Source organism: Natronoarchaeum mannanilyticum, from assembly GCF_039522665.1.
Classification (GTDB): Archaea; Halobacteriota; Halobacteria; order Halobacteriales; family Natronoarchaeaceae; genus Natronoarchaeum; species Natronoarchaeum mannanilyticum.
This window is the reverse complement of sequence record NZ_BAAADV010000004.1, coordinates 152,382-168,424: the sequence shown is the minus strand read 5'-3', so window position 1 is coordinate 168,424 and position 16,043 is coordinate 152,382. Positions and strand designations below refer to the sequence as shown.

Genomic DNA, 16,043 nt, shown 5'->3' with positions numbered 1-16,043 from the left:
CGATGGGGAAGGTAGCCGCGTCCGTCAAGGTCATGCCGCAGAGCCCGGACGTCGACCTGGACGATCTCCAGGAGCGTCTCGAACAGTCCCTCCCCGAGGGCGCGAAGATCAACGGCGTCGAGCGCGACGACGTCGCCTTCGGGCTGGTCGCGCTGCTCCCGACCGTGATCGTTCCCGACGACGCCGGCGGCACCGAGGCCGTCGAGGAGTCGTTCGCGAACGTCGACGGCGTCGAGAGCGTCGAAGTCGAGAACGTCGGCCGCATCTAAGGGAGCTCGTTTTTCCCGTTCACCAGTTGTCGTAGCGGCGCCGCCGATCGCTTTTCGACCTGACCGTCGCGACTTTCTCCGGACCGTCTCTGTCCGCGAAAAGAAGCGTCAATATGCGCTGTGATAACAATAACTAAGTTGGTGGTTCTCAAGAGCATATAAATCTGGCGGTGGCTATATACGTAAGGCCTCCTTACCCTGTGTAACCGAGATTACACCATCGGCCACCTCCAGCCATGAGCGACACAGACACGCGAACGAGCGTCCGAGAGACGGAAACCGAGACCGCGACCGAGTCGGCCGGCGAGTGCCCCGAATGCGAGGGCAGCGTCGTTCACGACGAAGAACACGGGGAGACCGCCTGCGAAGACTGCGGGCTGATCGTCGAGGAAGACGAGATCGACCGCGGCCCCGAATGGCGGGCCTACGACGCGCGGGAACGCGCCGAGAAGTCCCGCGTCGGCGCGCCGTCGACGAAACTGATCCACGACGAAGGGCTCTCGACGAACATCGGCTGGCAGGACCGGGACGGGTACGGTCGGACGCTTTCGGCGGATCAGCGTCGACGCGCCCAGCGACTCCGGAAGTGGAACGAACGGTACCGGACGCGGGATTCGAAAGACCGGAACCTCCGGCAGGCACTCGGCGAGATCGACCGCATGGCCAGCGCGCTCGGGTTGCCCAAGGACATCCGCGAGACCGCCAGCGTGATCTACCGCCGCGCGCTCGACGAGAATCTGCTGCCCGGCCGCTCGATCGAGGGCGTCGCGACGGCGTCGCTGTACGCCGCCGCCCGGCAAGCGGGCACGCCCCGAAGTCTCGACGAGCTCGAAGGGGTGAGTCGCGTCGGTCGACGGGAGTTAACCCGAACGTACCGGTACGTCTGCCGCGAACTGGGGTTGGAAGTCGAGCCGACGAAGCCCGAACAGTACCTGCCGCGGTTCACGTCGGCGCTCGAACTCGACGAGGACGTCGAGCGGCGCGCGCGGTCGCTGCTGGAAACCGCTCGTCGGGAAGGACTCCACAGCGGACGCAGCCCCGTCGGGCTGGCGGCCGCCGCGGTGTACGCGTCGTCGCTGCTGACCAACCGCAAGGTGACCCAGGAGGAAGTCGGCGAAGCGGCGTCGGTCAGCGAGGTCACCATCCGGAACCGGTACACGGAACTGCTCGACGTCGTCGAGGAGTGAAACTCGCCGGCAACCTTTTTGCCGTGCGGTTGCGTACCACACGTTCATGGACGAGGCGACTGTGAAGCTGTTGTGTCCCGAGTGCGACAAAAACTGGCAGACGACGGTTAACGACCTCCCCGCCTCTCAGAAGAACTTCCACTGCCCGAACTGTCACGCCACCCGACGGCTCGCGGAGTTCATGCAGACCGACCGTGATCTCGAGACGCTCCAGCAGTTCGAGTAAGCACTGGCAAAAAGGCCCGAGTAATTACTCGCCCACCGGAGAGCGCGCGCCGCAGGCCTCACAGCGAAGCAGTAACGCTCCCTGATCGCGCTCCAGTTGCGTGTCCGGCAGTCCGCACTCCGGGCAGAGCACGTACTCCTCCGCGTAGGCGTCGAGGGCGTCGTCGATGCGGGACTCCCGGAACTCGCCGGTGAGGCGCGCCCGGCCGCTCTCGTCGATGTGGCCGCTGGTGCCGAGCTCGTTCTGGAGGAACTTGACGACCCGTTCCTCGTCGCGGCCGAGCCGGTCGACCGTCGTCTGGAAGTTCTCGTACACCGTGGCGTTGCCCTCCTGTCGAACGTCCGGATCCGGGACCGAGAATCGCTCGCCGCTTCCCTCGATGTCCGGCGTCTCCGAGAGTGCCCGATCGAGTTGCTCCTCGTAGTCCATGTGGGAGGGAAACCGACGCGACAGTAAAAATCTTCAGCTATCCGTCGCCGGACAGATCGCCCGACGTCTCGCTCCCTCTGTTGTCAGGGACCGGACCGTTAGCAACCGTTTGCGCGCCGCGGTAAATTGCCCGTAACGAACCCCACGAAAATGGTTAACACAGCCGTATGGTAACGGGACTCAAGATAATAATATAACCCTGCAGTCGTTAGGTGTTCTTGCCTATGAAGAAGCAGGAGCTCATCCACCTTCACGGTCTGCTCGCAGAGGTATCGAACAATTACGAGGAGTACAACGACACCGAGCTCGACTTCGAGCCCTACGACGATCTCGGCGTACGACCGACATCGATCCACAAGTCCAAGACCGACCACAAGGCGGCCGTTTTCGCGCTCGCGAAATGTATCACGAGCGACGTCGACCACGAGGAGACCGAAACCGTCGCCGCGACCGCCGACTGAATTCGTTCCTGCACGCGCAGACGCTTCTCCGACGCTCCTGGCCCGACTGGGCCGCTGCGAACTTCTCTCTCGAAACGCCCCGACAGTGAGATCCTTCTACGCGCTATTCGAAAGTAGTGAACCGAGAACTGCCGCCGATGTGCCGATACGCTGACGAGCCGCCGCGGTGATTATTCGATCAGGTCCTCGAACTCGGGGAGAACCTCGTCGTCGTCGGCCCGTTCGGCCGCCTCGTCGGACTCGCCTCCCTCGGTATCGGATCGGTCGGCGTCGTTCGACTCCTCGGATTCCTCCTCGTCTTCGACGACCTCGACTTCGAGCACCTCCAGGGGGATGTTCTCGAGACGCTGGCCGATCTCCTTCCGAGCGATCCGGGAGGCGTGTTCCTCGCGCTCGACGTTGAAGACGGTCATCTCCAGTTCGAGCGCGACGAGGCTCTCGTCGGCCGCGATAAAGGCCGGCTCCTGAGACTCCCCGCAGTGGGGACAGGACCGCTCGCCCATGTTGATCTCGACGTAGTTGAGATCCGGGTTGAGCATCTCGCCAGTCTTCGAGATCGCGATCCGAACCGCCTCGTCCGGCGACTCGACGTCGTACACTGGCACCGCGGCCTCGACGACAACTCTGCAGTTCATGGTCATCTTGTTCTTCGGAGCCCGACAGTATGAAGGTTAGCCCTGCACCGGTATCTTGTCGTTCGCGCACCGCCGCGTAACGCCGTTTCTCGGCCCTCTCGATGCCGACCGACGCGAAGTGGCGCCCGCGTCGGCGAAGTCGCTGTGACGCGGACCGTCGCGATTCGCCGGCGTCGATCGACTACGATCCCGCGGCAACGACCGACGGCGGGCGATCCTACCGACCCTCGAACTCGGGTTCGCGTCCCTCGAAGAATGCTTCGACGCCCTCGACGTGATCAGCAGTGTCGAACGCGGACGCCTGCGCGGCGGCCTCGTCGGCGAGCGCGGCGGAGAGAGATTGCTCGAGCCCCCGACCGAGCAGCCGCTTGGCGTGCCGGAGCGCGACCGTCGGGCCCGAAGCGACCTCGTCGACCAGCTCGGCGGCGCGCTCGTCGAACTCCTCGGCCGGGTAGACGTGGTTGACCAGACCCAACTCGGCCGCGCGCTCGGCGTCGACGATCTCGCCGGTGAACACGAGTTCCTTCGCGACGTTCTCGCCGACGAGCCTGGGGAGCAGATACGAGGTTCCCGAGTCGACCGAGAGGCCGACCGCCCGGAACGAAAACCCGATCGACGCCCGCTCGCTCGCGAGCTGGAGGTCGCAGGCGATCGCGAGCGACGCTCCGGCGCCGATCGCGGGGCCGTCGACCAGCGCGACCGTCGGCAGCGGAAACTCGGCGAGACGCTGGATCGTCCGGTTGTACGCGCGCTCGACGACGCGGACCCGCTCCTCGACGGGCATGTCGCCCTTGATCCCCTCGACCATCGCCTCGATGTCCCCGCCCGCGGAGAACGTGCCGCCCGCCCCTTCGAGCACGACGCAACGCGCGTCGGAGCCGTCGACCTCGTCCAACGCGTCCCGGAGGCCGTCTGCGACCGCGCGAGACAGGGCGTTGCGCTCGTCGGGACGATCGAGCGTGATCGTCGCGACGCCGTCGTCGATTTCGAGTAGTACCGCCTCGTCGTCGTTCATCGAGAATCACCCGGAGGAACATCGGATGTGGCAGGCGCAGGGCGCGGCGCCGATGCACCGGGACTGCCGAGCCTTTGCACGGTACACGAGTTTCGAGTTGTCATACGCACGTCCACCGCATCGTCGGCCCGCGGCAAAAGTGTATGGTAATGGTAGACAAGGCGACAGTCGCGTTCAGTCCTCGACCGGCGGCGTCGGGACGGCCTCGACCGCCGCCTCGACGAGTCGCAGCGCGTCGGCGGCGTCGCCCCCGTCGACGACCACGGTGAGCCTGCCGTCGACCGCGGCGGCCGCCTCGACCCCGATCCCCGCCGCGGCGAGCCGCCGGCTGACCGAACCCAGATCGTCGGCCCCGACCTCGCCGTCGGCCGCGATCGCGGTGAATCGCCCGTCCGGCCCGACGCCGACGTCGCCCAGTCGGAGCAAAGCGTCGGGACTCGGCGCGTCCACGATGCCGACGCGGCGCTCCATCGTCACGCGGGCGTCCCGCTCGGTCCGCTCGAATGCGGGCAGGTCGTCGGCGAACCGCCGGAGCGCCGTCGCGACCGCCTCCTGCTCCCCCTCGACGTCGAGGAAGCGCGCGGCCGCCGAGTAGTTCACGACGCCAGCGCGCAACGCGTCGATCAGGAACGGGTGCTCGCGCGCGGCCTCCCGGGTCCGTTCGGCAAGTGACATAGCTGCGTGGTACGGCGGAGAGCGCAAAAACGGCTCGGATATCGCGGTGGCGTAGTACGGTCGACGCGCCGCGACTGCGCGTCGGCGTCGACGCGAGCGCGCCGGTCGCCGATCGCGGAACGGGCAACCGGACAGCGCGCGAAATCGCCGCTGGGGCGGCCGCCGCGAGGGATATGCTGCCCCAGACGAAGCCCCTATGAGAGTCGAGTCCTGAGCGACGAGCATGCAAGCGCTGGTCATCGTGGCCCACGGCTCCCACCTGAACCCCGACTCCAGTACGCCCACCTTCGACCACGCGGACACGATCCGCGAGACGGGCGCGTTCGACGAGGTCCGGGAGGCGTTCTGGAAGGAAGAGCCACACTTCCGGGAGGTCCTCCGGACCGTGGAGAGCGACGAAGTGTACGTCGTTCCCCTCTTTATCAGCGAGGGGTACTTCACCGAGCAGGTGATCCCTCGCGAGCTGCGCCTGGACGGCTGGGACGTCTCCGAGTGGGACTCCGAGGACGGCGTCAGCGCGACCCACGCCAGCCTCGAAGCGGGCGACGTCGAGAAGACGATCCACTACTGCGGGCCGGTCGGCACCCACGACGCGATGTCCGACGTGATCGCCGAGCGCGCCGAGTCGGTCACCGCCGGGCGCGACGTCGACCTCTCGGAGGACTTCGGCCTCGCGGTCGTCGGCCACGGCACCGAGCGCAACGAAAACAGCGCAAAGGCGATCTACTACCACGCCGACCGGATCCGCGAGCGCGGCCGCTTCGACGAGGTCCAGGCCGTGTTCATGGACGAGGACCCCGAGGTCGACGACGTCACGGAGTTCTTCGAGACCGAGGACATCGTCGTCGTCCCGCTCTTTATCGCGGACGGGTTCCACACCCAGGAGGACATCCCCGAGGACATGGGGCTGACCGACGACTACCGGACGGGCTACGACATCCCCGCCGAGGTCGACGGCCACCGCATCTGGTACTCGGGCGCGGTCGGCACGGAGGCGCTGATGGCCGACGTGGTGCTGGAGCGGGCGGTCGACGCCGGCGCCGAGGTCGGGGACGCGGTCGAGCGCGTCCGCAAGGCGACCCGCGCCGACCGCGCCGACAGCAGTGCGGCGGGTGACTGACCGTGAACGCGACGCAGTTCGACGCCCTGCTGTCGGCGATCGAGAGCGACGGCGAGGTCGCCCACGACGGGCTTCGCGCGGGGATCGACAACGACGCCGACGGGAGCGACTACTACATCGAGACGCCCGACGAGCACCGCGAGGGGCTTTCGGAGAGCGAGCTCCGCGACGCCGCGGCGTCCGCGAGCGCGCACGTCACCAACTGGTACTACTGGGAGCGCGTGATCGACGCCGGCGACGAGGCCCGCGAGGAGTTCCTCCACTGGGTCGAGCGCGCCGACGAGCACCCGGTCGCGGAGCGCTACGACGCCCTCGACGACGGCGTCGAGCGCACTTGGGGCGAGCTCTCGATCCGCACGACGATCGACGAGGACGGGCTGCGTCGGTACACGGTTACGCACGTCGACGACGCTCACGCCGACCCGTCGACGCTCGACGTTCACCGCGATCCGCTCGACGCCCGCGAGCTGTTCAAAACCGACGACGACGGGCGGTATCGGCCGCTCCGGACGGCGCCGACGCTGCCGACCGGCTGGGCGTTCCCCGACCTCGACGGCCACGACCTCGTTCGGATGGTGGACTTCACCTACCCCGCGACGGTCCAGAACTGGCAGCGCGAGCGCGAGGGACGGCTCGACGTGACCCACTGGCGCGAGACAGCCGAGCGCCAGACCGGCATCTACGACGTCCTCGACGAGCTCGACGCCGACGCGGTCGACTGGATCGCCGAGGCCTGCTGCGACGACTCCCAGTGTCTTCGCCGGCGCGAGTGGGAGTTCGACGAGGATCACGAGCTGGCCGCCGACGGCGGGACGGGCACGTTCCCCTGCCGGGAGCCGTGCTCGTTAGTGGTCGCCGCCGCCCGCAAGTGGACGACGCTCGAAGACGAGACCGAGCGGACCTACCAGCTCGACCTGACGCTGAGCGAGCTCCGCCAGATCGAGGAGATAATCGACGCCGTCGCGGAGGGCCGAACCGACGAGATTCGCGAAGCCGACGTGTACGACGGCGCGAACCGCTATCGGGCGCGGTATCTGCGCGCGAAGCGGTTCGACGAGGAGGGGCAGTTCGACGTCACCGAGGTCGACCACCACGACGGCCACGACGACCACGAGGACTGACGGAATCGTCGCGGCACGGTCGGCAATCCTGTTTTCCGTAATCGCTCGTCCGATTCAGCTGATCGAGTGGTAGACCGCCGGTTCACGCGCGCTTAACCGTCGATACGCCGATTACTGCAGCCGGACGAACGTCACGATCGGAGAAGCAGCAACGAAAGCGCGCCGGCGACGGCAGCCACGACGACGAGGACGCCGGCGAACACGACGCCGCTGTCGACCAGCGACGCGACGAGCGCGGCGACCAGTAGCGCCCCGCCCGCAAGCGCGATCAGGCCGAGCGTCGCAGGGTCGGTGGCGTCGACGCCGTCGACCGTCGACAGACGGTCGACCAGCGGTTCGACGAACGACGGGAGCGACGTCGAAGCGGCGGTTCGCTCCGGCGCGGCGTCGACGTCGGGCCCGGCGTCGGGGTCGATCCGAACGGGCACCTCGATCGAGGACTTTCCGTAGCCCGCCGAGAGCGTCAGCGCACCGCCGACGGGTCCCCGGGCGTTCACGCGGACGGCCACCCGCTCCGTGGTGTCGGCGTCCAGAAACGGCGCGGACGCCTCGACCTCGCCCGCGGCGGCGAGGTCGCCGTCCAGGCCGAGATGAACGTGGGCGCCTTCGCCGTGGTTCACGAGGACGACGTCGAACGAACCGGCCGTCACGAAGGGATCGTCGGCGACCGCGATGGCGTGCCGGCGCGTCCGGTTGACGTGAACCGTTACCTCGTCTGTCACGACAGTTCGGTCGCGCCGCGGCGACAAAAGCTTTGATACCGACCGGTCAGGCGGGCGACTCCTCGCGCATGTCCGGCGGGAGCAGGTTGGGGATCCCGTCCTCGATCGGGTAGGTCTCGCCGCACTCGGTGCAGGTCAGCGTCCCGGCGAGCACTTCGCCGTCCTCGCGCTCGTCGACCTCCAGGTCCAGCTCCTCCTTGTCCAGCGGACAGCAGACGATGTCGAGCAGCGACTCCTTCACTGGGATTCACCCGCGTTCATGTTCGGACGGTAGCAGGCGAGCGAGAAAAACATGGGGGTTTCGGCCGGTCAGAGCCGTTCGCCGCAGCGACGGCAGTAGCGGTAGGTCGGGTCGTTCGCGGCGCCGCAGTGTCGGCACTCGCGGTCGGGCCTCGAGGAAGCGACCGCCGACTCCTCGGTGCTCGACGGCTCCGTGGATGCCTCCACGTCAGATCTCGGGTCGACGGAGTCGTCGCCGCGCGTGCGCATCTGACGGTGGTGCTCGATCCCGTCCACGGCGACGTCGCGGAGCACCGGCAGCGCGACGAGCAACGCGAAGACGGCGGCGACGACCCAGGCGATACCGACCAGTTCCGGATACACGAGGTTACGCGTAGACGTTGGCCGGCGAGCCACTTAGCTCTGCGAGGAGAAAAGCGGCCTACACGCGGGCGCGGAGCACAGACCGAAAAACCGCTGCCGATCGGCGACCGATCGTCGACGTTACTCGAAGGGGTTCTCCCGGACGACCGTGTCCTCGCGGTCCGGGCCGACGCCGACGGCGTACACCGGCGTGTCGAGTTCGTCTTCGAGGAATTCGAGGTACGCGCGGGCCTCGGGAGGCAGCGCGTCGTACCCCTCCTCGGCGACGGCCGACCAGTCGACGTCCGCCCAGCCCTCGAACGTGCGGTAGTTGGGCTCGCAGCGGGCCCAGCGCTCGGTCGTCGACGGAACGGTGTCGATCTCCTCGCCGTCCAGCTCGTAGGAGGTGGCGACCTTCAGCTCGTCGAGCCCGCCGAGCGTGTCGACGTGGTTGACCGCGAGGCCGGTGAAGCCGCTCGCGCGCGTCGAGTGGCGCAGCATCGGCAGGTCGAGCCAGCCGACCCGTCGCGGACGGCCGGTGACGGTGCCGTACTCGCCGCCCTCGTCGCGGATGTACGTCGCGATCTCGTCGGCCTCCGTGTCGCCCGCACCCTCCTCCTGCTCGTCGATGTCGCCGAGTTCGGTCGGGAGCGGCCCCGAGCCGACCCGCGAGAGGTACGCCTTGACGACGCCGACGACCTCGCCGCGACCGACGGTCGTCGGGCCGAGGCCGGTGCCGACCGCGGCGCCGCCGGCCGTCGGGTTCGAGGACGTGACGTAGGGGTAGTTGCCGTGGTCGATGTCGATGAGCGTCCCCTGGGCGCCCTCGAACATGACCTCGCCGCCGTCGTCGATCGTGTCGGCGAGGAACTCGCCGGCGTTGACGGTCATCCCCTCCTCGGCGAACCGCTCGCCGAAGCGCTCGTACTGCTCGTAGACGGCGTCGACGTCGAACGCGTCCTCGACGTCGACCCCCTCGATCACGTCGTCGACCTCCTCGAGATCGATCCCGTAGACGTCCTCGACGAGCGCGCGCTTCTGGGGGATCACGTACTCCAGGCGCTCGCGCAGCACGTCGGGATCGAGCAGGTCGCCGATCCGGACGCCGCGGCGGCCCATCTTGTCCTCGTAGGTCGGGCCGATGCCGCGGCCGGTCGTGCCGACCTTCAGGTCGGTGTCGCTCTTGACGTCCTCCTCGATGTTGTCGAGCACTCGGTGGAAGGGCAGAATAACGTGGGCGCGGCGCGCGACGCGAACGTCGGGGTCCAGCCCCTGCTCGCGCAGGTCGTCGATCTCGGCGAACAGCGTCTTGGGGTTGACGACGCAGCCGTTGCCGAGCACGCCGACTTTCCCGCGCACGGCGCCGCTGGGCACGAGCGAGAGCTTGTACTCGGTGCCGCCCTCGACCACGGTGTGACCCGCGTTGTCGCCGCCCTGGTATCGGGCGATCACGTCGGCGGCTTCGCCGAAAAGATCGACGACGCCGCCCTTCCCCTCGTCGCCGAGTTGCGACCCGACGATGGTAACGGTCATAACAGGGACCGATTCCGAGCGCCCGGATAAACCGATTACGATTTGCCCGGTAAGGACCGATCCGACGACGCGGCGTCGGCGCGGACGCGTCCGCCAGCCGGGGGCGAGACGGTGCGCATCGTCGAAGTCGCTCGGATCGACCGCCAAAACCGAACGTGTTAACTCCCACCACGTCAAACGTCCTACTCGACGGGGCGGGGAGAGGGTAACATTTAAACCCCGCAAAGACAAGTTAACAAATGCCATGATAGACAGACTTGAGAAGGAAGTGGACATGCTGGAGCGCCATCTGCAGGTTCTCAAGATGGTCATCGAGAACGAGCCGATCGGAATCGTCAAGATGTCCAACGAGACGGGCTACCCGCACCACAAGGTTCGCTACTCCCTGCGCGTGCTCGAGGAGGAGAACCTCATCGAGCCGTCGAGCCAGGGCGCCATCACGACCGAGCGCACCGCCGAGTTCGTCGACGAACTCGACGAGAAGCTCGACGACATCGTCGGCAAGCTCGACGAGATGAAGATCGACGACGCGGTCGAAGTCGAAAGCTAACGTTCGAACCCCCGGCACGCCACCTTAGAGTTCGGGCACGTTGATGTGGAACTCGTCGTCGCGAGCCTCCACGAGACAGAGATGATACCCCTGTTTTCGCGATAGCTTCACGAAGCTCTCCCGGGAGTCACGACTCAGCAGGCTGCCGCTGGTGGCCTCCGCGACCGCCTCCAGCGCGCCGGGCTCGAAGAACGACGAGGTCACCAGGAACGCCGCCGAGAGCTCCTCGTTCGCCTGCTTGATCCGGCTCGCGGCCGATTCCAGTTCGACCAGCATCGACTCGGTGGCGGGGTCCCGCGAGTCGTTCAGATCGGCGACGACGAGCGGGTTGCCCATCCGGTCGCGCAGCACGACGTCGAACGTCGCTTGCTCGGTGATCTGCTCGCCGTCCTCCTCGTAGACGATGTCGACCTCGCCGCCCAGCTCCGCGCGGTCGACGTCGGGCAACGCGTCGTAGAGATCCTTGAGTCCCCCGGCGTGGCCGGTGTCGCGGATCTCGTACAGCAGCTGTTCGACCGTCCAGCGGACGAACTGGTACTCCAGGGTCGATTCGAGGAACTCGCCGTACGGCTGGCCGTTCACCGCGGCGTCGTCGGCGTCGAACTGGGTGTGTCGTTCGAGGCGAACGTTCCCGTTGACGGCGCTGGCGTCGGCGTCGCCGGCGTGGGCCGACTCGAGCGTCGCCTCACCCTTCGACCGGTACCGGACGAACAGGTTGGTCCCCGCGATCGCCTCGGAGGGGTGCAGTTGCGTCGGGGCGTCGTGAGCGGTCACACCGGCGTCCTCCAGCGCGGTTTCGAGGCGCTTTACTTCGGACTCCAGGCGCTCGATCTCGCCCTCTAACTGCGCGATCTCGTCTTGCAGCGACTCGTTCTTCCCTTCGAGCCGATCGCGCTCGCTCTTCAGATCGTCCCGCTCCTCGCGGACGCGTTCGACGACGGCTTCGAGCTCCTCGATCCGCTCCTCGCGCTCCTCGAGATCGGCCTGCGACGGCCCGGCGTTCGCTTCGGCGGAACGAGCGGGCGCGGACTGCCGGCGGTCGCTCTCTGCCGCTCGACCGGCGGACGGCTGCGAGGATCGTCCGTCGGCGTCCCGTCGCGACCGTCGGTCGGCGTCCTGGGTGGATTGTCGGCGAGACGACTGTCGGTCGGCATCGTTCGCGCGCCCGCTGGTTCCGCCGTTTCGCCCGGCGCGGCCGCCGGGCTCGTCGGAACGCGACGAACTCGATCCGGACGCCGCTGCGCTCGGCGACGACGGTCCGCCGGCCGATCCTGACGCCGTCGACGCCGCGGTGCCGCCGGCGTCTGCCGGCTCCGGCGTCGAACTGTGGTCGGGGTCGAGCGAGGGGATCGTACTCACGTTCTCCCAGTCGATCTCCGAGTCGTCCCCAGCGTCGTCCTCGGGCGTGGCACCCGCCGAAGCGGTCGCATGGTCAGGAGCCGAGCGGCCGCGACCCGCCGACGCGTCGGCGGACTGGGATGACGACGGATCGGCATCGGCTGCCGCATCTCTACCGTCTGACGCTGGAGACCGATCCCTCACGGCGCCGTCGGCGACCTCCTCGCGGTCGCGGCGCTGGGACGATCGGCTCGAACTTTCACCGGTCCCAGCGCGATCGGTGCGCCCGTCGCCTTCGGTCGGGGTGGTCCGCGTGTCGGAACCGCGATCGGGATCGGCCGGAGATCCACTGCGTTCGGGCTCGCTCGAACTGCCGCCGCGGTCGTCGGGGCGCGTGGCGTCACGGACGGCGGATCGTTCGTCGGCCTGCGACTGCTCGTCAACTCGGTTCTCGGCGTCGTCGTCCGATGCCGCATCGTCGGCCGACACCCGGCCTTCGCTCGACGACGCCGTCCGGGAGGGGTCCGACGACGGCGCCGGTTCGACGTCGTCGACCAGTTCGTCCGGAAGTCCGTCCGGATCGCCGCCGGGAATCGCGTCGTCCGCGTCGTCGGCCGGCGCTCCGGGTTCGCCGTCGAACTCGACGTCCTCGTAGCCCGCGATGCGCTCCTCGGCGTCGGTGGCGGAATCGTCCGGGTCTAGTGTGCGAGCGTCCGCGTCGGCCGTGCGATCGTCTGCGACCGACTCCCGACCGGCCGGATCGTCGTCGTTCACGGTCGGATCCGGGGCCGAAGTTTCGGCGTGTCCGGTGGCCTCGGTCGCATCCGGGGCCGTGTCGTCCGACGCGCTCGCAGCCACGGACGCGTCGTTCGGTGCGGACGCGTCGTTCGCTGCGGGCGCGTCCGCCCCGGCCGCCGAGGCGTCCTCGCGGTCGGGGGCGGGTGCCGGCCCGCCGGCGACGGCGGCGTCGTCGCTCGTCGCCGATTCGTCGGTCGTGTCGGCGCCCTCGGGCTCGGGAATCTCGATCACGTCGACGTCGACGTCGATCACCTCGTAGATGCCCACCTCGTCGTCGGCGCGCTCGAACGCCTCGTCGCCGCCGAGCAGCTCCTCCTTGTTGCCGACGAAGGCGGCGCTCATCGAGCGGCCGCCGTAGTAGACGACGTAGTAGTCGCCCGAAAGCACGTTCTCGCTCAGTTCGAGGTAGCCGGTGAACGAACCGGAGGTCAACGTGTCGTCGACCTCCGAGACCGAGGTGTCCTCCGTGTAGTACTTGCCCTGGGTCTCGCCGCCGGTCTCCCACATCGAGAACAGCAGCGGGAGCGCCGGGTCCGGCGCGACGTGTGCGGTCCCGCTGGCGTCCTCGAAGTCCTCGATGCTACCCTCGTGGATGCCGACGACGCGGCCGTTCAGCATGAACAGCCACGCGCCCGCCGCCTCGACCGCGCCGGAGAAGTCGGAGTCCGAGAGGTCGCGTAGCCCCCCGTAACCGCCAGAGAACGACCGGGACTCCCACCGCTCGACGCGCTCCTGCGTGCGCGTATTCATATACGGCTACAAGCCACATGCGCACCAAATACTTTCCGGCGTGGGCGCCGGCCGGACCCGCCGACGATGATCCGGTACCGATGCGGCGCCGAGCGAAATGGACGTAGAGAAAAGCGCGTCACCGAGCGGGCGGCCCTATATCTTGGACTCGGCGTCGTCGGCGAGCTCCTGCATCCGCTTGCCGATGCGGCCGGCGCTGGAGAACTCGTCGTCGCTCATCGCGTTCGCGAGCGCGTTGCCGAGCACGAACACGGCGTGCTTGTGCTCGCTCTTGGACTTGTGGACGTGCGAGGGGTCGACGTCGAGGTTGTAGTAGGGCTCGAACAGTTCGGGATCGACGTGGTCGCGCTCGGCGAAGTTCTCCATGATGATGACCATCTGCTCGTGGAGTTCCAGAAGCTCGTCTTTGTGCATGAGCGAACGTAAGGGGGTCCCGGAGTTAAGAATTACTACTGTTCCGGTAACATCGTCCCGGATCGATTACCGTCGGCACCGGCGCCGAGAACGACGTTCACAGCCCCAGTTCGCGGGTCAGACGAGTGCACGGCGGCGTCACAGCCGATCGGCGGTCCCGTCGATCGACCGAGTCGGCTGCCACCAGCCGAGTTCTTCGAGCGCCGTCGCGACGACCCAGCCGCCGAAGATCGCCGCGCCGACCGTCTCGGGAATCGCCAGTCCGGGAACGGGTCCCGAACTGAGGACCGCCGCCCAGACGAGCCAGAACAGCAGGTGCCCGATCCCGAGCCAGATCGTCGCCAGCCCGCGTCGGACGTCGCCGGCCAGCGCGGAGCCGGTGCCGAACGTCCAGAGCGCGACTGTCGCCGCGAGGTAGTGGGTGATCGCAACCGCGCCGTGGGGCGGCCGCGGCAGGTGGAACACGCCCACGAGTCCGAGCGCGACGATCGCTACCAGGAACGCGGCGACGCCGATCCGGTGGGGCACGTTCTCCGCGCGCGACCACAGCGTCGCGGCGAACGGAAGCCCGACGATCCCGGTGAGGATCAGCCCGCCGTTGAACACCGGAAACTGCGGGTTCGATCTCACGAACGACCACGTCACCGACCGGCCGTCGGGGAGCGCACCGGTATCCGAGAGCGCGCTCGTCGTCCACGCGAACGACGGGTCGAGGATCGTCGCACCGAAGATTCCGAGGGCCGCGACGACCGGGGCGATCAGCCCGGACGCCGCCGCTGCGCGGCGCACGTTCATACAACCTCGAACCCGTTGACCGTTCAAATAAGTTCGGTCGCGCTGCAGAATGAAGGTTCGGCGTCCGCGCTCGGCGGCTCGCGGTGTCCGCGCTTACCGGCTCGCGGTGTCCGCGCTTACCGGCTCGCGGCGTCCGCGCTTACCGGCTCGCGGCGTCCGCGGGGAACCACGCGAGTTCGTGGTCCGCGGTGAGCGTGACCGAGACGCGCTCGTCGAGATCGAGCGTCTCGCTGTGGTTGTGCATGCACTCGATCGTGCCGCCGGCGTCGAGCTCCACGCGGTACAGCACCGACGGCCCCAGATACCGCCGGTAGGTGATCCGGCCGTCGGCGTCGTCATCGTCGGCCGACACGGCGAGCAGGTCGTCGGGCCGCACGAGCACGTCGATCTCGGCGTCGTCGTACTCGGGTGCGAACCCGTAGATCCGGTCGCGGTCGATCGTCGCGATCGGCGTCTCGACGTCCTCGCCGTCGACCGACGCCGACAGGAAGCTCGCGTGGCCGAGGAAGCCGGCGACGAACCGCGAGGTCGGGCGCTGGAACACCGCTTCCGGACGGCCGACCTGCTCGATTCGGCCGTCGTTCATCACGGCGACCCGGTCGCTGATCGACAGCGCCTCCTCCTGGTCGTGCGTGACCGAGACGGCTGTGACGCCGGCCTCCTTGAGAATTCGGCGGACCTCCTCGCGCATTTCGACGCGCAGATCGACGTCGAGATTCGAGAACGGTTCGTCGAGCAGCAGGATCTCGGGCTCGGGCGCCAGCGAGCGCGCCAGCGCGATCCGCTGTTGCTGGCCGCCCGAGAGCTCGTTGGGGTAGGCGTCGCCCTGATCGGCGAGCCCCACCAGTTCGAGCAGCTCCTCGACGCGGGCGTCCTTCGCGTCGGCGTCGTAGTCGTCCAGCCCGAACGCGACGTTCTCCGCGGCGGTGAGATGGGGAAACAGCGCGAACCCCTGGAACACGACGCCGACGTCGCGGTCCTCGGGCGCGACGAACGTCTCGTCGCTCGAGACCTCGCGGTCGCCCAGCGCGATCTGCCCCTCGTCGGGCTGTTCGAGCCCGGCGATCAGGCGCAGCGTCGTCGTCTTCCCGCAGCCCGAGGGGCCCAGCAGCGTCAGCAGTTCGCCCCGTCGGACCGACAGCGACAGCTCCTCGACGGCGAGTTCGGTGCCGAACGATTTCGTGACCTGCTCGATCGAGAGGGCGGCCTCGCCTCGCGACGCCGCTCGTTCCCGTTCGTCTGCATCCCGTTTCTCCGCGGTCGTCCGCGAACTGTGTGTGCCCTGAGTTGCCATCCTTTGCCTCCGACGGACGAGCCGCCTGCCTCCCGGTCGAAACCGTCGGCGCCCGACGGGACCGACTGCTGAGAGGCGTTGCTCCCGTAGATATATCTTTAGGTTTTCCTAAAACATTTCGGTCGCCCG

19 protein-coding genes are annotated in these 16,043 nt (G+C 68.0%); 7 read left to right on the top strand and 12 right to left on the bottom strand.

The genetic code is table 11. The features are described from left to right. The first annotated feature begins 2 nt into the window (after positions 1-2). The 3 genes from ABDZ81_RS11620 to ABDZ81_RS11610 all read left to right on the top strand — a co-directional run bounded on the left by ABDZ81_RS11620 (position 3) and on the right by ABDZ81_RS11610 (position 1,682). Positions 3-269 carry an elongation factor 1-beta gene (locus ABDZ81_RS11620; RefSeq protein ID WP_343774147.1) on the top strand — a complete coding sequence of 89 codons (267 nt, stop codon included), beginning with the start codon at positions 3-5 and terminating at the stop codon, positions 267-269. A gap of 236 nt (positions 270-505) precedes the next feature. Beyond that, entirely contained in the window at positions 506-1,456 is a 951-nt protein-coding gene (locus ABDZ81_RS11615) for a transcription initiation factor IIB (RefSeq protein ID WP_343774146.1), read from the top strand. Positions 1,457-1,502: 46 nt separating this feature from the next. Further along, positions 1,503-1,682 (top strand): DUF7836 family putative zinc-binding protein, encoded by a 180-nt coding sequence (locus tag ABDZ81_RS11610; RefSeq protein WP_343774145.1) that lies wholly within the window; start codon positions 1,503-1,505, stop codon positions 1,680-1,682. A 24-nt stretch (positions 1,683-1,706) separates the two neighbouring features. Here ABDZ81_RS11610 and ABDZ81_RS11605 read toward each other — a convergent pair whose 3' ends face one another. Then, on the bottom strand, positions 1,707-2,111 hold the full coding sequence (locus ABDZ81_RS11605) for a translation initiation factor IF-2 subunit beta (protein ID WP_343774144.1): 405 nt from the start codon (positions 2,109-2,111) through the stop codon (positions 1,707-1,709). 224 nt (positions 2,112-2,335) lie between these two features. On the opposite strand from ABDZ81_RS11605, the gene ABDZ81_RS11600 reads away from it, so the two are divergent. After that, positions 2,336-2,572: a UPF0058 family protein gene (locus ABDZ81_RS11600; protein ID WP_343774143.1), complete on the top strand. Its 237-nt coding sequence runs from the start codon at positions 2,336-2,338 to the stop codon at positions 2,570-2,572. A gap of 170 nt (positions 2,573-2,742) precedes the next feature. Here the strand turns inward: ABDZ81_RS11600 and ABDZ81_RS11595 are convergent, their stop codons facing one another. From ABDZ81_RS11595 to ABDZ81_RS11585, 3 genes are all read right to left on the bottom strand, one after another. Beyond that, positions 2,743-3,207 carry a DUF555 domain-containing protein gene (locus ABDZ81_RS11595; protein ID WP_343774142.1) on the bottom strand — a complete coding sequence of 155 codons (465 nt, stop codon included), beginning with the start codon at positions 3,205-3,207 and terminating at the stop codon, positions 2,743-2,745. Positions 3,208-3,424: 217 nt separating this feature from the next. After that, on the bottom strand, positions 3,425-4,222 hold the full coding sequence (locus ABDZ81_RS11590) for an enoyl-CoA hydratase/isomerase family protein (protein ID WP_343774140.1): 798 nt from the start codon (positions 4,220-4,222) through the stop codon (positions 3,425-3,427). A gap of 174 nt (positions 4,223-4,396) precedes the next feature. Beyond that, the gene (locus ABDZ81_RS11585; RefSeq protein WP_343774139.1) at positions 4,397-4,897 is read right to left on the bottom strand and encodes a DUF7523 family protein; all 501 of its coding nucleotides are present in this window, start codon (positions 4,895-4,897) and stop codon (positions 4,397-4,399) included. A gap of 223 nt (positions 4,898-5,120) precedes the next feature. On the opposite strand from ABDZ81_RS11585, the gene ABDZ81_RS11580 reads away from it, so the two are divergent. Next, on the top strand, positions 5,121-6,017 hold the full coding sequence (locus ABDZ81_RS11580; RefSeq protein ID WP_343774138.1) for a CbiX/SirB N-terminal domain-containing protein: 897 nt from the start codon (positions 5,121-5,123) through the stop codon (positions 6,015-6,017). Further along, positions 6,014-7,138: a DR2241 family protein gene (locus ABDZ81_RS11575; RefSeq protein ID WP_377074517.1), complete on the top strand. Its 1,125-nt coding sequence runs from the start codon at positions 6,014-6,016 to the stop codon at positions 7,136-7,138. The genes ABDZ81_RS11580 and ABDZ81_RS11575 overlap by 4 nt, the downstream gene beginning before the upstream one ends. 131 nt (positions 7,139-7,269) lie before the next feature. Here ABDZ81_RS11575 and ABDZ81_RS11570 read toward each other — a convergent pair whose 3' ends face one another. The 4 genes from ABDZ81_RS11570 to ABDZ81_RS11555 form a co-directional block, all read right to left on the bottom strand. Next, positions 7,270-7,860: a DUF7524 family protein gene (locus tag ABDZ81_RS11570; protein ID WP_343774135.1), complete on the bottom strand. Its 591-nt coding sequence runs from the start codon at positions 7,858-7,860 to the stop codon at positions 7,270-7,272. A gap of 46 nt (positions 7,861-7,906) precedes the next feature. Next, positions 7,907-8,101 carry a methytransferase partner Trm112 gene (locus ABDZ81_RS11565; protein ID WP_343774134.1) on the bottom strand — a complete coding sequence of 65 codons (195 nt, stop codon included), beginning with the start codon at positions 8,099-8,101 and terminating at the stop codon, positions 7,907-7,909. Positions 8,102-8,169: 68 nt separating this feature from the next. Continuing rightward, on the bottom strand, positions 8,170-8,463 hold the full coding sequence (locus tag ABDZ81_RS11560) for a DUF7577 domain-containing protein (RefSeq protein WP_343774133.1): 294 nt from the start codon (positions 8,461-8,463) through the stop codon (positions 8,170-8,172). A gap of 120 nt (positions 8,464-8,583) precedes the next feature. Further along, positions 8,584-9,975: an adenylosuccinate synthase gene (locus ABDZ81_RS11555; protein ID WP_343774132.1), complete on the bottom strand. Its 1,392-nt coding sequence runs from the start codon at positions 9,973-9,975 to the stop codon at positions 8,584-8,586. Positions 9,976-10,219: 244 nt separating this feature from the next. On the opposite strand from ABDZ81_RS11555, the gene ABDZ81_RS11550 reads away from it, so the two are divergent. Next, entirely contained in the window at positions 10,220-10,525 is a 306-nt protein-coding gene (locus ABDZ81_RS11550) for a hypothetical protein (protein WP_343774131.1), read from the top strand. Between the two features lie 24 nt (positions 10,526-10,549). Here the strand turns inward: ABDZ81_RS11550 and ABDZ81_RS11545 are convergent, their stop codons facing one another. The 4 genes from ABDZ81_RS11545 to ABDZ81_RS11530 all read right to left on the bottom strand — a co-directional run bounded on the left by ABDZ81_RS11545 (position 10,550) and on the right by ABDZ81_RS11530 (position 15,914). After that, positions 10,550-13,411, bottom strand: coding sequence for a DUF7527 domain-containing protein (locus ABDZ81_RS11545; RefSeq protein ID WP_343774130.1), 2,862 nt, complete (start codon positions 13,409-13,411; stop codon positions 10,550-10,552). 135 nt (positions 13,412-13,546) lie between these two features. Beyond that, on the bottom strand, positions 13,547-13,825 hold the full coding sequence (locus ABDZ81_RS11540) for a UPF0058 family protein (protein WP_256392100.1): 279 nt from the start codon (positions 13,823-13,825) through the stop codon (positions 13,547-13,549). Between the two features lie 138 nt (positions 13,826-13,963). Beyond that, positions 13,964-14,620 (bottom strand): DUF998 domain-containing protein, encoded by a 657-nt coding sequence (locus ABDZ81_RS11535; RefSeq protein WP_343774129.1) that lies wholly within the window; start codon positions 14,618-14,620, stop codon positions 13,964-13,966. Between the two features lie 139 nt (positions 14,621-14,759). Next, positions 14,760-15,914 (bottom strand): ABC transporter ATP-binding protein, encoded by a 1,155-nt coding sequence (locus ABDZ81_RS11530; protein WP_343774128.1) that lies wholly within the window; start codon positions 15,912-15,914, stop codon positions 14,760-14,762. Positions 15,915-16,043: the final 129 nt, after the last annotated feature.

Bases quoted from the DNA above. Each gene is read 5' to 3' on its own strand.
- ABDZ81_RS11555 (WP_343774132.1), bottom strand. From the start codon at position 9,975: ATGACCGTTACCATCGTCGGGTCGCAACTCGGCGACGAGGGGAAGGGC.
- ABDZ81_RS11605 (WP_343774144.1), bottom strand. From the start codon at position 2,111: ATGGACTACGAGGAGCAACTCGATCGGGCACTCTCGGAGACGCCGGAC.
- ABDZ81_RS11545 (WP_343774130.1), bottom strand. From the start codon at position 13,411: ATGAATACGCGCACGCAGGAGCGCGTCGAGCGGTGGGAGTCCCGGTCG.
- ABDZ81_RS11620 (WP_343774147.1), top strand. From the start codon at position 3: ATGGGGAAGGTAGCCGCGTCCGTCAAGGTCATGCCGCAGAGCCCGGAC.
- ABDZ81_RS11585 (WP_343774139.1), bottom strand. From the start codon at position 4,897: ATGTCACTTGCCGAACGGACCCGGGAGGCCGCGCGCGAGCACCCGTTC.
- ABDZ81_RS11610 (WP_343774145.1), top strand. From the start codon at position 1,503: ATGGACGAGGCGACTGTGAAGCTGTTGTGTCCCGAGTGCGACAAAAAC.
- ABDZ81_RS11550 (WP_343774131.1), top strand. From the start codon at position 10,220: ATGATAGACAGACTTGAGAAGGAAGTGGACATGCTGGAGCGCCATCTG.
- ABDZ81_RS11540 (WP_256392100.1), bottom strand. From the start codon at position 13,825: ATGCACAAAGACGAGCTTCTGGAACTCCACGAGCAGATGGTCATCATC.
- ABDZ81_RS11580 (WP_343774138.1), top strand. From the start codon at position 5,121: ATGCAAGCGCTGGTCATCGTGGCCCACGGCTCCCACCTGAACCCCGAC.
- ABDZ81_RS11595 (WP_343774142.1), bottom strand. From the start codon at position 3,207: ATGAACTGCAGAGTTGTCGTCGAGGCCGCGGTGCCAGTGTACGACGTC.
- ABDZ81_RS11535 (WP_343774129.1), bottom strand. From the start codon at position 14,620: ATGAACGTGCGCCGCGCAGCGGCGGCGTCCGGGCTGATCGCCCCGGTC.
- ABDZ81_RS11600 (WP_343774143.1), top strand. From the start codon at position 2,336: ATGAAGAAGCAGGAGCTCATCCACCTTCACGGTCTGCTCGCAGAGGTA.
- ABDZ81_RS11615 (WP_343774146.1), top strand. From the start codon at position 506: ATGAGCGACACAGACACGCGAACGAGCGTCCGAGAGACGGAAACCGAG.
- ABDZ81_RS11590 (WP_343774140.1), bottom strand. From the start codon at position 4,222: ATGAACGACGACGAGGCGGTACTACTCGAAATCGACGACGGCGTCGCG.
- ABDZ81_RS11530 (WP_343774128.1), bottom strand. From the start codon at position 15,914: ATGGCAACTCAGGGCACACACAGTTCGCGGACGACCGCGGAGAAACGG.